Annotated in this window: 12 protein-coding genes; 6 read left to right on the top strand and 6 right to left on the bottom strand. The window is 60.5% G+C overall.

Annotated features, from left to right (window positions below; translation table 11 throughout):
• Positions 1-68: 68 nt before the first annotated feature.
• From RCH09_RS07740 to RCH09_RS07730, 3 genes are all read right to left on the bottom strand, one after another.
• Entirely contained in the window at positions 69-341 is a 273-nt protein-coding gene (locus tag RCH09_RS07740; RefSeq protein ID WP_326940481.1) for an EF-hand domain-containing protein, read from the bottom strand.
• A 228-nt stretch (positions 342-569) separates the two neighbouring features.
• Positions 570-2,222: a chaperonin GroEL gene (gene groL / locus RCH09_RS07735; protein WP_326940480.1), complete on the bottom strand. Its 1,653-nt coding sequence runs from the start codon at positions 2,220-2,222 to the stop codon at positions 570-572.
• A gap of 102 nt (positions 2,223-2,324) precedes the next feature.
• Positions 2,325-2,615, bottom strand: coding sequence for a co-chaperone GroES (locus tag RCH09_RS07730; RefSeq protein ID WP_326940479.1), 291 nt, complete (start codon positions 2,613-2,615; stop codon positions 2,325-2,327).
• Positions 2,616-2,892: 277 nt separating this feature from the next.
• On the opposite strand from RCH09_RS07730, the gene dacB reads away from it, so the two are divergent.
• The 5 genes from dacB to RCH09_RS07705 all read left to right on the top strand — a co-directional run bounded on the left by dacB (position 2,893) and on the right by RCH09_RS07705 (position 7,297).
• Positions 2,893-4,299: a D-alanyl-D-alanine carboxypeptidase/D-alanyl-D-alanine endopeptidase gene (gene dacB, locus RCH09_RS07725; protein WP_326940478.1), complete on the top strand. Its 1,407-nt coding sequence runs from the start codon at positions 2,893-2,895 to the stop codon at positions 4,297-4,299.
• Positions 4,300-4,343: 44 nt separating this feature from the next.
• On the top strand, positions 4,344-5,528 hold the full coding sequence (locus RCH09_RS07720; RefSeq protein ID WP_326940477.1) for a YjgN family protein: 1,185 nt from the start codon (positions 4,344-4,346) through the stop codon (positions 5,526-5,528).
• On the top strand, positions 5,525-6,556 hold the full coding sequence (locus tag RCH09_RS07715) for a M48 family metallopeptidase (RefSeq protein WP_326940476.1): 1,032 nt from the start codon (positions 5,525-5,527) through the stop codon (positions 6,554-6,556). The genes RCH09_RS07720 and RCH09_RS07715 overlap by 4 nt, the downstream gene beginning before the upstream one ends.
• 8 nt (positions 6,557-6,564) lie before the next feature.
• Positions 6,565-6,942 carry a DoxX family protein gene (locus tag RCH09_RS07710; RefSeq protein WP_326940475.1) on the top strand — a complete coding sequence of 126 codons (378 nt, stop codon included), beginning with the start codon at positions 6,565-6,567 and terminating at the stop codon, positions 6,940-6,942.
• Between the two features lie 64 nt (positions 6,943-7,006).
• Entirely contained in the window at positions 7,007-7,297 is a 291-nt protein-coding gene (locus RCH09_RS07705) for a DUF427 domain-containing protein (protein ID WP_326940474.1), read from the top strand.
• Positions 7,298-7,318: 21 nt separating this feature from the next.
• On the opposite strand, the gene RCH09_RS07700 is transcribed toward RCH09_RS07705, so the two are convergent.
• Positions 7,319-9,703, bottom strand: a complete 2,385-nt coding sequence (locus RCH09_RS07700; RefSeq protein ID WP_326940473.1) for a GspE/PulE family protein — start codon at positions 9,701-9,703, stop codon at positions 7,319-7,321.
• A 244-nt stretch (positions 9,704-9,947) separates the two neighbouring features.
• On the opposite strand from RCH09_RS07700, the gene RCH09_RS07695 reads away from it, so the two are divergent.
• Entirely contained in the window at positions 9,948-10,589 is a 642-nt protein-coding gene (locus RCH09_RS07695) for a DUF2076 domain-containing protein (RefSeq protein ID WP_326940472.1), read from the top strand.
• A gap of 10 nt (positions 10,590-10,599) precedes the next feature.
• Here RCH09_RS07695 and ahpF read toward each other — a convergent pair whose 3' ends face one another.
• The gene (gene ahpF, locus RCH09_RS07690) at positions 10,600-12,180 is read right to left on the bottom strand and encodes an alkyl hydroperoxide reductase subunit F (protein WP_326940471.1); all 1,581 of its coding nucleotides are present in this window, start codon (positions 12,178-12,180) and stop codon (positions 10,600-10,602) included.
• A gap of 147 nt (positions 12,181-12,327) precedes the next feature.
• Positions 12,328-12,891 (bottom strand): alkyl hydroperoxide reductase subunit C, encoded by a 564-nt coding sequence (gene ahpC, locus RCH09_RS07685; protein WP_326940470.1) that lies wholly within the window; start codon positions 12,889-12,891, stop codon positions 12,328-12,330.
• Between the last annotated feature and the right edge of the window lie 135 nt (positions 12,892-13,026).

The raw sequence follows: 13,026 nt of genomic DNA, 5'->3' as shown, positions 1-13,026 counted from the left end.
GAAGCGACGTGCAAGAGGTTTTGTGTGCGCAGTAGGAATCCCCGTCCTTTGCGCGCAAGCGCCAGCCGTCAGGCTGAGGGCGGGGTGGATGTCAATTGATCCAGCGTCAGATAGCCTTTCTTTTCCTGATCGAGCCGGTCGAAATTTTTTGCCACGCGCGGCATGCCGCCCTCGGCTTCGGCACGTGTCAGCTTGCCGTCGTGATCCTTGTCGGCAGCCTTGAAACGCTGTTCCAACATGGCGGCGGATGGCGCGTCGTTTGCGGCAAATGCCGACGGCGCCAGGGTTGCACCGAACACGGCGCAGGCGATCAACCCGGTAGAAAGAAATGGATGTGGCATGACTGCTCCTTTAACAATAAAAAATGAATCGGGCGGCGACGGCTGTCCCGCCGACCGGCATTTACTTTGCAAGCGCTGACCGCGCCGCAGCATGATTTCGTCACAAGGCTGTGTCGATATCCACACAATCTTCAGTGAAAAAAAAGCCTGCCCGGAGTAATCCGTGCAGGCTTCTTCATAATGCGGTCAGCGTTTCGGGCGCACCAGGTGCACCCGAAGCGCCTGACATTACATCATGCCGTCCATACCACCCATGCCGCCCATGCCACCGCCCATGCCGCCGCCCATGCCGCCGGCTGGCTTGTCTTCCGCCAGTTCGCAGACCATGCAGTCGGTCGTCAGCATCAGCGAAGCGATCGAAGCAGCGTTTTGCAGCGCCGAACGGGTCACTTTGGCTGGATCGAGAACGCCCATTTCAACCATGTCGCCGTAGGTACCGTTGGCAGCGTTGTAACCGAAGTTACCCTTGCCTTCGAGGACCTTGGCAACCACGACCGAGGCTTCTTCGCCGGCGTTTTGCACGATCATGCGCAGTGGCTCTTCCATGGCGCGCAGAACAATCTTGATACCTGCGTCCTGATCAGCGTTGTCGCCTTTGACATTGATATTGGCACGGGCACGCAGCAGTGCAACGCCGCCGCCTGGAACAATACCTTCTTCAACTGCGGCACGGGTTGCGTGCAGTGCATCTTCAACGCGGGCTTTCTTTTCTTTCATTTCGACTTCGGTGGCAGCACCAACCTTGATCACTGCAACGCCGCCGGCCAGCTTGGCAACGCGTTCCTGCAGTTTTTCACGGTCGTAGTCCGAGGTCGCTTCTTCGATCTGCACACGCACTTGCTTGACGCGCGCTTCGATCGTGACGGCTTCACCAGCGCCATCGATGATGGTGGTGTTTTCCTTGCCGATTTCGATACGCTTGGCTTGGCCCAGATCGGTCAGAGCGACTTTTTCCAGGGTCAGGCCGACTTCTTCAGCGATGACTTGACCACCGGTCAGAACAGCGATGTCTTCCAGCATGGCCTTGCGACGATCGCCAAAACCAGGCGCCTTGACTGCGCAGGTTTTCAGGATGCCGCGGATGTTGTTGACGACCAGGGTTGCCAGCGCTTCGCCTTCGATGTCTTCAGCGATGATCAGCAGTGGACGACCAGCCTTGGCGACTTGTTCCAGTACCGGAAGCAGGTCACGGATGTTGGAGATTTTCTTGTCGCACAGCAGAACGAATGGATTGTCCAGCGTAGCGGTTTGCTTTTCAGGGTTGTTGATGAAGTACGGGGACAGATAGCCGCGGTCGAACTGCATGCCTTCAACGATATCGAGTTCGTCGTTGAGTGATTTGCCGTCTTCAACAGTGATGACGCCTTCCTTGCCGACTTTTTCCATCGCTTCAGCGATACGCTCGCCGATCGAGTAGTCCGAGTTGGCCGAAATCGCGCCGACCTGGGCGATTTCCTTGGTGGTGGTGCATGGCTTGGCGATCTTGGCCAGTTCTTCGACGGTGGCAGCAACGGCCTTGTCGATACCGCGCTTCAGATCCATCGGGTTCATGCCGGCGGCAACGAATTTCATGCCTTCGCGCACGATGGCCTGAGCCAGTACGGTTGCCGTGGTGGTGCCGTCGCCGGCGTTGTCGCTGGTGCGGGAAGCAACTTCCTTGACCATTTGCGCGCCCATGTTCATGAGCTTGTCCTTGAGTTCGATTTCCTTGGCAACCGAAACACCATCCTTGGTCACGGTCGGCGCGCCGAATGAGCGCTCAAGCACGACGTTGCGGCCTTTAGGTCCGAGGGTGACCTTGACTGCATTGGCCAGAATATTGACGCCTTCGACCATCTTGGCCCGGGCGGCATCGCCGAAAATGACTTCTTTAGCTGCCATGTTGTTGCTCCTTGAATTCAGTTAAAAGTGTGGCGGCACTGCCCGACATGCGGTGCGCCGCGGTGACTTCGGTGCGATCAGCCAGATGGCCGACCAGCAGCATTACTTTTGAACGATGGCGAAAATGTCTTCTTCCTTCATGACGATCAACTCTTCGCCATCGATTTTGACAGTCTGGCCGGAGTACTTGCCGAACAGCACGCGATCGCCAACCTTGACGTCCAGCGGACGCACTTTGCCATCTTCCAGGATCTTGCCGTTACCGATGGCAAGGACTTCGCCCTGGTCCGGTTTTTCGGCAGCTGCTTCTGGAATGATGAGGCCGGACGCAGTTTTTGTTTCCTGGTCGAGGCGCTTGACGATGACGCGATCGTGCAGAGGACGAAGGTTCATGCTCATACAAACTCCTTAAATTTCAATTGGTTGTGATGGTTTTGCGGCAAAACTGCTGCAAAGATGACTTGACTGCGCAGCCCTACCGCACGAGAAAAGTTGGTAAGCCAGGGAAGATTGTTAGCACTCTCTCCCGACGAGTGCTAAGTATAGGGGCGGCACCCTTGTTTTTCAAGCAGTGTGGACAAGAAAGAAATTCCCCCGCCGGTGCTAGCGTGTGCGCCGCAGAACGATGGCATGGGATAATCCGGGCAGTTTTTCACCTCCCCAGCCCGCCATGCCGATCCCCCTTCGCCTCTCCCTCGCCCTTGTCTGCCTGTTCGTCGCAGGACATGTTTGCGCCATGCTGCCGGCGCCCGTGAGCGCGGCGCTCAAGCGTGCAGGGATTCCGCCAAGCGCCGTCAGCTTGCAGGTGCAGGACGTCAACAGCGGCAAAAGTGTCCTTGCGCTCAATCCCGAACAGGCGCTGAACCCGGCCTCGACGATGAAGCTGCTGACCACCGACGCGGCACTGGCCCTGCTCGGTCCGACCTTCAACTTCACCACGCAGGCCTGGATCCGCGGCGAACGCAGCGGCGAGCAGCTCAATGGCGACCTGATCCTGCGCGGTGGCGGCGACCCCAAGCTGGTGCTGGAGAATTTCTGGCTGTTCCTGCGCAAGATCCGGGCGCAGGGCGTGCGGGTGATTCATGGCAACCTGGTGCTTGATCGCAGTGCGTTTGATGTCAAGGAGGTCGACCCGACCCAGTTCGACGGCGATCCGCTCAAACCCTACAACGTGGGACCGGATGCATTGCTGCTGAATTATCAGTCGCTGGCGGTGCGGCTGAGCCCCGATGCGACGCAGCGCACGGTGCACGTTAGTCTCGATCCGGAAATGAATGGCCTCGCGGTGCGCCCGCCGAGCTGGACGCCGACCGAATGCGAGGGCGATTTTCGCGCCGCCATCAGTGCCAGAATTGATGCCGCCGGGGCCAGTTTCGACGGTCCGTTCGCCGGTGCCTGCGGCGAACAGGTATGGCAGATTCGGCCTTACCCACTGGCCCGCAACCGCTATGTCGAATTGATATTCCGGCAGTTATGGACAGAACTTGGCGGCACTTTCGACGGCAATGTGATCGATGGCAGCGTCCCGGCGGATGCCATTGCGTTGACCGACTGGAAGTCGCCGTCGGTGGCGGAGCTGATCCGGGATATCAACAAGTTCAGCAACAACGTCATGGCGCGGCAGCTGTTTCTGGCGCTCGGCGGCGCGCAACCGGCGAATCTGGCAGCCAGCCGTGCCGCCATCGGTAACTGGCTGGCCGCCAATGGCATCGATACCAGCGGGCTGGTGCTGGAAAATGGCGCCGGGCTGTCGCGCATCGAACGCATTTCGGCGACCACGCTTGGACAAGTGCTGGTCAACGCGTTCCAGGCGCCGACCATGCCGGAATTTATTTCCTCCATGCCATTGGTCGGGTACGATGGCACGATGCGCAAGCGCCTGCGCGAACAGGGTGTGGCGGGCCACGCCCATATCAAGAGCGGCAGCCTGCAAGACGTGCGCAGCATCGCCGGCTATGTGCTGGCGGAGTCGGGCAAGCGCTATGCGGTGGTCTTTCTGATTAATCATCCGAATGCGCCGCGCGCAGCCGAAGCGCAGGATGCGTTGTTGCAGTGGATTTACGAAAAACGCCAGTAACCGGCAGCCCGGACCACCGGACGCCAACGCACGCGGGGAGCGGCATGTCAGAAGCAGCGTACGGCATACACATGTCGCCAGCAGCGCAACAGGAAACGGAACCGGCAGACGCCGGACCGATTGCGTTTGAATTCACCGGCAGCGGCAGCGAATACTTTCGCATCTGGATCGTCAACCTGTTGCTGACGGTGGCCACCTTCGGCGTGTATTCGGCCTGGGCGAAAGTGCGGCGGCTGGAATATTTTTATCGCAACACGCGGGTGGCCGGCGCGATCTTCGACTACCACGGCGATCCGAAAGCCATTCTCAAAGGGCGCGTGCTGGCGTTCGCGCTGTTCCTCGCCTATAAACTGGCCTTCGATATCTCCGGCCTGGTCGCGGCGGCAATCGGGCTGTTGATCGTGGTGATCCTGCCGTGGCTGCTGTCGCGCTCGTTTCAGTTCCGGCTGGCCAATTCCAGTTACCGTGGCGTGCGCTTCCATTTTGCCGGCACGGTGCTGGAGGCCTATCGCTCGCTGATCCTGTTGCCGGCGATCCTGGTCGTGACCGGGTTGTTCATTTGGAGCCTGGCGACGTCCTACGCCAACCATCCCGGCCTGGGCGTGATCCTGCTGGTGACGCTGCTGCCCATGGCGGCGATCTTCAGCGTGGTGCCGATGGCGCATTATCTGCTCAAGCGTTACCAGCATGACCATGCGTATCTCGGTCAGTCGCCGTTCTTTTTCCAGGCCCGCCCCGGCCAGTTCTTCAAGATCTACGGCAAGGCTGTGGTCATCTTCTTGCTGGGGTTTTTTGTCGCCGGCACGTTGATCTACGCCACCCGTTCATTCGGCGATGCCTTTGCCGGCAAGACCTTTGGCTGGCTGATTCAGCTTTTTTTCTCCACGTTGAGCGGCTACCTGCTGTATCTATCGATTCGGCCCTATCTCGAAAGCCGATTGCAAAATCTGATCTGGAATAAGACCGAGCTGGCCGACCACCGCTTCATCAGCACCGCACGGGCACGCACGCTGATGTGGCTGCACGCGTCGAATCTGGTGCTGGTAATTTGTTCGGCGGGCCTGTACCAACCGTTCGCCACCATCCGCATCCTGCGATACCGGCTTGCATGCCTGGCACTCCAGCTCGACGGCACGCTCGATGACATGCAGGCACATCACGCCGGCGACGGGGTCGGCGCTGCCGGCGACGAGGTCGGCGCCTTCTTCGATATCGACATTTCCCTATGACGGACGCCCTGTATTTCGACGGCCAATCGACCCGCGCCCAGCCGGTCACGGTATTGCTGCACAAGCGGGTGGTGGCGATTCATGGCGACGGCATTCGACGCAGCCTGCGGCTGTCCCAACTGGTGGTGTCGGAACCGCTGGAACGCGCGCCCCGCATCTTGCGCCTGCCGGACGGCGCAACGGTCGAAGTCAGCGATCCGGCCTTCGACCGATTGCTGCTGGCCAACGGGTATGTGGAGCACTGGGTGGTGCGCTGGCAGCAGAATTGGGGCTTGGCGCTGGGTGCGCTGTTCACCCTGCTGGTGCTGCTGGCGTCGGCTTACCAATGGGGTTTGCCGTGGGCGGCCGATGTGGTCGCGCAGCACTTGCCAGCCACGCTGGAGAAAAAAATCGGCGATGCACAAATGCAGCTGGTCGAAGCACGCTTTCTGACGCCTTCGCGGTTGGACCTTGTCGATCAGCAGCGCATCCAGACGTTGTTTGGCGCGCTGAAACGTCCGGCCGGCGATCATGCCAGTTACCGGTTGATTTTTCGCCACAGCGAAGTCGGTCCGAATGCGTTTGCCATGCCCAACGGCGTGATTGTGATGACCGATCAGCTGACCATGCTGGCGCGCGACGACCAGGCGGTGCTGGGAGTGCTGGCGCATGAGTTGGGGCATCTGCAGCGACGTCACACACTCCGACGCTTGTTGCAGGGCGCCAGCGTCGGCATCTTCCTCAACCTGTTCATCGGCGATGTATCGACCATGTTGGCGGCACTGCCGACGGTGCTGATCGATCAAAAGTATTCGCGCGATTTTGAGCGGGAGGCGGACCAGTATGCGATCACGGTGCTGCAGGCCAATGCCGTGCCACTGGCGCCGCTGGCGGCGCTGTTTGAAAAAATGCGCAGCAGCCAGACCCTGAACAGCGACCGGCGCGGCACGCAAAAACCGGCCGCACCAACGCGGGCGTCGAGCTACTTCAGCTCGCACCCGAGCGACGAGGAACGCATTGCCCGACTGCGCGCAGCCGACCATCCATGATGGCGCGCGTGGCTCTGCTGCTGCAACGGCCGGCTGCGCGGATCGCACTGGCGATCTTCTTCAGTTGTGCGGGCCTGCTGCATTTCATTTTTCCGCAACAGTATGCCGGCGCCATGCCACCCTGGTTGCCGGCCCATGCGGCGCTGGTGCTGGTCAGTGGTGTGTGCGAGCTGGCCGGTGGCATCGGGTTGCTGGTGCCGCAGCTGCGGCGTGCTGCCGGTATCGGCTTGTTGCTGTTGTGTGTGGCGGTATGGCCGGCCAATCTTCAGATGCTGATGTCTGCATTGGCGGCCGATAAGGCGATGTGGATCGTCGTGTTGCTGACCTTGCGCCTGCCCCTGCAGATTCCGCTGATGCTCTGGATCTGGTACGCGTCACGGCGCTGAGGCGCTCAGCGGCTTGCGATTTCCTGTGGTATTTTCAAAGCCCATTTCACAGATCGGAGTCACCATGCCAACAGCCACCTGGAACGGCGTCGTCATCGCCGAAGCCGTCGCGTCGGAAGTCGAAATCGTCGAGAACAATGTCTACTTTCCGCTTTCGTCGGTCCGGCAGGAATACTTCACGCCGAGCGACAAGCACACGGTGTGTCCGTGGAAGGGCACGGCCAGCTACTACAACGTGGTCGTCAATGGCGAGGTCAATGCCGATGCCGCCTGGTTTTATCCAACCCCAAAAGACGCTGCCAAACAGATTGCCGGACACGTCGCATTCTGGCGGGGCGTGCAGGTCAACGCCTGACGTCCGGTTGAGGGCGCGGCGTCAGACGGTGCGAATCTGTTCCCAGTCGGTGTGCCCCTGAAAAATCTTTTCGATGCCGTCCTGGCGTAGCGTCAGCATCCCCTCGGAGACGGCGACCTTCAAGATTTCCGGCACATTGGCGCGCGCGTGGATTTTCTTCTTCACTGCCGCCGTCGCGATCAGCACCTCGTGCACCCCGAGCCGACCCTTGTAACCGCTGTCACTGCAGGTTTCGCAGCCCTTGGCCTTGAACAGGCCGATCTTGCCGCCGTCGCGGCCATGATGGGTGCGCCAGCGCTCGATCATGTCGGCCGGGTCGATGTCGGTTTCGAAGCAGTATTCCTGCGCCAGCATATTGAGTTCTTCATCGGTCGCGTAATGCACGGTCTTGCAGTTGCTGCACAGGCGGCGCGCCAGGCGCTGGCCGACCACGCCCAGCAGCGCATCGGCAAAGTTGAATGGATCGAGGCCGAAGTCGAGCAGGCGCACCACGCTCTCGGCGGCGCTGTTGGTGTGCATGGTCGAGAACACCAGATGACCGGTCAGTGACGCTTCGATGACCGTCTTGGCGGTTTCCGGATCGCGTGTTTCGCCGACCATGATGACGTCCGGGTCGGCGCGCATGAAGCTGCGCAGCACGGCGGCGAAGGTCCAGTCGATCTTGGCCTGCACCTGCACCTGTCGCAACCCATCCTGGGTAATTTCGACCGGGTCTTCCACTGTCCAGATCTTGCGCTCCGGCGTGTTGATGAAGTTCAGCAGCGAATGCAGCGTGGTGGTCTTTCCCGAGCCGGTCGGACCGCACACGAACAGCAGGCCATGCGGCTTGAGCGCGAGTTTCTTGAGGCCTTCGATGCCATAGGTCGACAGGCCCAGACTCTCAATCGACACCGCTTTGGGTGCGGCCAGGATGCGCATGACGATGTCTTCCAGGCCCTCGGTGGTCGGGATGGTCAGCACCCGCAATTCGATCGCCGCCGGACCGAACTGTTCGAAGTTCATCTTGCCATCCTGCGACCGGCGCTTCTCGGAAATGTCGAGGCGGCACATGATCTTGATGCGCGACACCAGCGCATTGCGAAACTGCGCCGGGATTTCCGAGTAAGCCTGCATCACGCCATCCTTGCGGAAGCGCACCCGGGTCGGGCGATTGCCCTTCATGTTTTCAACGTGGATGTCGGACACGCCCTGGTTGTAGGCGTCGATGATGATCTTGTTGACCAGCCGCACCAGCGTGTTGTCGGACTCGGTGATCATTTCGACTGGCGTGTCGAACTTGATGTCGTCGGCGCCGAGTTCATAGACCAGCTCGGCGATATTGCTCCCGCCTGTCTCGGTGCCGTACAGCTGACCGATCACGTGCTGCAGATCTTCCACCGAGGCCATCACCGGATCGATTTTCAGCTTGGTATAGAACGCCAGCTCCTGCAGCGCATGGTTGGCGAGCGGATTTTCCATCGCCACCACCATGCGCGCTTCGGTTTGATACAGCGGCATCACGTTGTACTTGCGCACAAAGTCGCCCGGCACCGCCTTGATCAGGGCCGGATCAAAATTGAAGCCGCGCAGGTTGACGAACGGGATGCCGAGCTTTTGCGCCAGCACCCGCTTGATCGTATCGAGCGTGACGATTTTCATTTCGACCAGGATGTCGCCCAGTGGCACTTTGCGATTCTGGGCCTGGTTGGCCAGCGCGTCCGACAACTGTTTTTCGGAGATCAGGTTTTCCTGCAGTAGGGCCTCGCCCAGGCGCAACTGCGGCTTGCCCTTCTGGCTTTGCAAGGCGATCTCGACGTGTTCCTGGGTGATGATTTTTTGCTGCTTGAGGTAATCGCCCAGTTTTTGCGAGCGCATCTGTTCCTGCTTTTCCAGGCCAGCGCTGATGTGGTCCTTGGTGACGATGTTCTCATCGATGAGCATCTTGCCGAGCTGCTCGCCGATCTGGTAGCTCTTGATCGCCTCGGCCGGAATGAAGCAGCGCTCGACCTTGCCCTGTGCGCCGACAGGGACGTACAGGAATAGTCCGAAGGGCTTCGACACCAGCCCAAGCGTCGGCGTTTCGAGGGCGTCGCCGTTGTGATACTGCACGACGCATTTCTGTTGCCCGGTGGCGCCGGTGGAAACCCGCGACAGTGCTTCCGACAGCCGCAGTTGTTGCATCTCGACCGGATCGGTCAGGCGCAACAGCTTGAGATTGCCAAAGCCGATCCGTACGCTGGAGGCGGCGCGGCGGGTGCGGAATTCGAGGAACATTTCAGCGCCGTCCAGACGCACCAGCAATCCATCCTGCGAGCGTCCGTTCTGCATCGTCACCAGCGCCGGTTCGACGTCAGTGCCGTCGGGTCCGCCGGAGTGCGAAATGAGGTCGTAATGGGGCGGCACCGGCCATTTGAAATCGGTCAGCATGGGCAGGCTCCGGCGCGGTAGATGGCCATTGGCGGGGTACCCGTCCAGCTTGGGTGCGGTTCATCGGCAAAATGGGGCAATGCGCTCTCCTTGGTGGAGCAACCGGCCATGGTGTTGCTTCAGTGCGCAGTTTAACTGAGTTGTTTTCCCTGCGGCGTGCTTTTGCCGAGCGCACACCCTTGCATCGGGGTGGTTCGGTCCCCATCTGCACTTCCTGATTCAACCCAGACAACGGAGAAGTAACATGACCCCGACCGAATCCCGCTTGCTCAATGATTTCCTGGCGCAGTTGCGCGCCGTGGATGGCGTCAATAAAGATCCCGAAGCAGCGGCGCTGATTGCCGACGCTCTCGCACATCAACCCGATGGTGCTTACCTGTTGGTGCAGCGCGCCTTGCTGCAGGATCAGGCCATGGCCGCCGCCGGCGAGCGCATCGCCAGCCTGGAGGCGCAGCTGCGCACTGCGCCGGCGCAGTCCGGCAGTTTTCTCGCCGGCGGCGGCAATGCCTGGGGCCGTTCGGCCAGCGCTGCCGCGCCCGCCCCCGCCCCGTCTGCTGCAGCGGCGCCCGTGCCGATGCCCGCGCCAACGGCGCCAGTCCAATCGCGGCCTGGCTTTCTTGGCGGTGGTGGCGGCAGCTTTCTCGGTACGATGGCGGCCACTGCCGCGGGTGTGGCCGGCGGAGCGTTACTGTTTCAGGGCATCGGTGGCCTGATGGGACACCATGGTGCACAGGCTGCACCGTTTGGCGGGATGGCCGACAGCGTCGATAAATCCGTCGCAGCGCCCGAGCCGGTCGCCGCAACGGAGGTCGCCGACACCACCAACGATGACAGCGACATGGCCAGCGACGACAGTGACTTCGGTGGCGACGACTCCGTAATCTGACGCCGCCAGGTCAGGCTGCGATGGCCATTGCGGTATCGGTCGGCGCGGATGTGCGGATCAGGTGGTCGAAGGCGCCCAGCGCCGCCTTCGACCCTTCACCCATGGCAATGATGATCTGCTTGAACGGCACGGTGGTGACGTCCCCGGCGGCGAATACGCCGGGCACTGAGGTCTGGCCGCGCGCATCGACTTCGATTTCGCCGTGCTTGCTCAGCGCAACCGTCCCCTTGAGCCAATCGGTGTTTGGCAGCAGGCCGATCTGCACGAAGATGCCTTCCAGGGCGACAGTGTGTGCGTCGCCGCTGCGGCGGTCGGTGTAGACCAACCCATTGACGCGTTCGCCGTCGCCGGTGACTTCGGTCGTGTGCGCATCGGTGATGACGGTCACGTTGGGCAGGCTGTGCAATTTGCGCTGCAGGACAGCGTCGGCACGCAGCTCGCTGCCAAATTCCAGCAACGTCACATGGGACACGATGCCGGCCAGGTCGATCGCTGCCTCGACACCGGAATTGCCGCCGCCAATGACGGCCACGCGCTTGCCCTTGTACAGCGGGCCATCGCAATGCGGGCAATACGCCACGCCGCGATTGCGGTATTCCTGTTCGCCCGGGACATTCATCTCGCGCCAGCGTGCGCCGGTGGCCAGAATCACACTGCGGGTTTTCAGGCTGGCGCCATTGGCCAGCTTGATCTCGATCAGATTGCCCGGCACCAGTTCGACGGCGCGCTGCAAATTCATGACATCGACATCGTATTCCTTGACGTGCTGTTCCAGTGCCGCGACCAGCTTTGGCCCCTCGGTGGCATTCACGGAGATGAAGTTTTCGATGCCCAGCGTATCGAGCAACTGGCCGCCGAAGCGTTCGGCGACCACGCCGGTACGGATGCCCTTGCGTGCCGAATAAATGGCAGCCGACGCACCGGCCGGACCGCCGCCGATGATCAGCACATCGAACGCTTCTTTCTTGGCGAGCCGGGTGGCGTCGCGCGCAGCCGAGCCGGTATCAAGCTTGGCAATGATCTCGCCGAGCTCCATGCGGCCCTGGCCAAACCGCTCGCCATTGAGAAACATGGTCGGCACGCCCATGATCTGGCGCGCCTTGATTTCATCCTGAAACAGGGCGCCATCGATCGCGACGTGCCGAATCCTGGGATTGATGACCGCCATCAGATTGAGCGCCTGCACCACGTCCGGGCAATTGTGGCAATCGAGCGAAAAGTAGGTCTCGAACAAAAAGTCGCCATCCAGGTTGCGGATCGATTCGAGTACCTCCGCACTGGCCTTGGAGGGATGTCCGCCGGCTTGCAGCAGCGCCAGCACCAGAGAAGTGAATTCGTGACCCAGCGGAATGCCGGCGAAGCGAATGCCCATGTCGCTGCCGACCCGGTTGATGGCAAATGACGGCGCGCGCTGGGAGTCGTCGCGGCGCTCAACCAGTGTGATGCGCGGCGACATGCTGGCAATTTCCTGCAGCAGCGCAGTCATTTCGCGCGCCGCGTCGCTGTCATTGACGGAGGCGGTCAACTCGATCGGAAACACGATTTTTTCGAGGTAGGCGTTGAGTTGGGTCTTGAGATTGGTGTCCAGCATGATGGGCTCGCTTTGTGAAAGGGTTGTCGATTTCAGGGCGCAACACGCCTTCCCGATCAGCCTGCTGTCGGATCATCCAGCTGATCGGGGAGGGGTACTGCAGTCAGTGGCGCGGCTGGTGCGACCGCGCCACAGAAGGGCTACAACTTAGATCTTGCCAACCAGATCCAGCGACGGTGCCAGTGTGGCTGCGCCTGGGGTCCATTTAGCTGGGCAAACTTCACCCGGATGGGCGGCGATGTATTGCGCGGCCTGCACTTTGCGCAGCAATTCGCTGGCATCGCGGCCGATGCCGTTGTCATGGATTTCGCACAGCTTGATATCGCCATCCGGATTGACGACGAAGGTGCCGCGCAATGCCAGGCCTTCTTCTTCGATCATGACATCGAAATTGCGGGTCAATGTGCCGGTAGGATCGGCCAGCATCGGGTAGGTGATCTTGCTGATGGTGTCCGACGTGTCGTGCCACGCTTTGTGCGTGAAATGCGTGTCGGTCGAGACGCTGTAGATTTCCACGCCCATCGACTTGAAGGTCGCGTAATGGTCGGCCAGATCACCCAGTTCGGTTGGGCAGACAAACGTGAAGTCGGCCGGGTAGAACACGAACACCGACCATTTGCCTTTCAGGTCAGCATCGGTAACAGGAACGAAGGCGCCATTGTGAAATGCAGTGACGGAGAATGGTTTGACTTTAGTATTGATCAGGGACATGAGGTTTCTCGCTTTGGTTGAGGGACAGGTGTTGAACGAAGCATAGCCAATCAGGCACGACGCGGCCATTTGATAGTTTCGATGCGCTCGATAGGCAAAAAGTATCGAAAAAATTATATTGATAATTTTTGAGAG

Origin of the sequence: Actimicrobium sp. GrIS 1.19, from assembly GCF_035984655.1 — a bacterium.
Classification (GTDB): domain Bacteria; phylum Pseudomonadota; class Gammaproteobacteria; order Burkholderiales; family Burkholderiaceae_D; genus Actimicrobium.
Note: the sequence above shows the minus strand (reverse complement) of the source record. Positions and strands in the feature narration are given on the sequence as shown.

What these genes read in the sequence shown, in the direction of transcription:
- RCH09_RS07740 (WP_326940481.1), bottom strand. Translation starts at nt 341, where the DNA reads ATGCCACATCCATTTCTTTCTACCGGGTTGATCGCCTGCGCCGTGTTC.
- groL (WP_326940480.1), bottom strand. Translation starts at nt 2,222, where the DNA reads ATGGCAGCTAAAGAAGTCATTTTCGGCGATGCCGCCCGGGCCAAGATG.
- RCH09_RS07730 (WP_326940479.1), bottom strand. Translation starts at nt 2,615, where the DNA reads ATGAACCTTCGTCCTCTGCACGATCGCGTCATCGTCAAGCGCCTCGAC.
- dacB (WP_326940478.1), top strand. Translation starts at nt 2,893, where the DNA reads ATGCCGATCCCCCTTCGCCTCTCCCTCGCCCTTGTCTGCCTGTTCGTC.
- RCH09_RS07720 (WP_326940477.1), top strand. Translation starts at nt 4,344, where the DNA reads ATGTCAGAAGCAGCGTACGGCATACACATGTCGCCAGCAGCGCAACAG.
- RCH09_RS07715 (WP_326940476.1), top strand. Translation starts at nt 5,525, where the DNA reads ATGACGGACGCCCTGTATTTCGACGGCCAATCGACCCGCGCCCAGCCG.
- RCH09_RS07705 (WP_326940474.1), top strand. Translation starts at nt 7,007, where the DNA reads ATGCCAACAGCCACCTGGAACGGCGTCGTCATCGCCGAAGCCGTCGCG.
- RCH09_RS07700 (WP_326940473.1), bottom strand. Translation starts at nt 9,703, where the DNA reads ATGCTGACCGATTTCAAATGGCCGGTGCCGCCCCATTACGACCTCATT.
- RCH09_RS07695 (WP_326940472.1), top strand. Translation starts at nt 9,948, where the DNA reads ATGACCCCGACCGAATCCCGCTTGCTCAATGATTTCCTGGCGCAGTTG.
- ahpF (WP_326940471.1), bottom strand. Translation starts at nt 12,180, where the DNA reads ATGCTGGACACCAATCTCAAGACCCAACTCAACGCCTACCTCGAAAAA.
- ahpC (WP_326940470.1), bottom strand. Translation starts at nt 12,891, where the DNA reads ATGTCCCTGATCAATACTAAAGTCAAACCATTCTCCGTCACTGCATTT.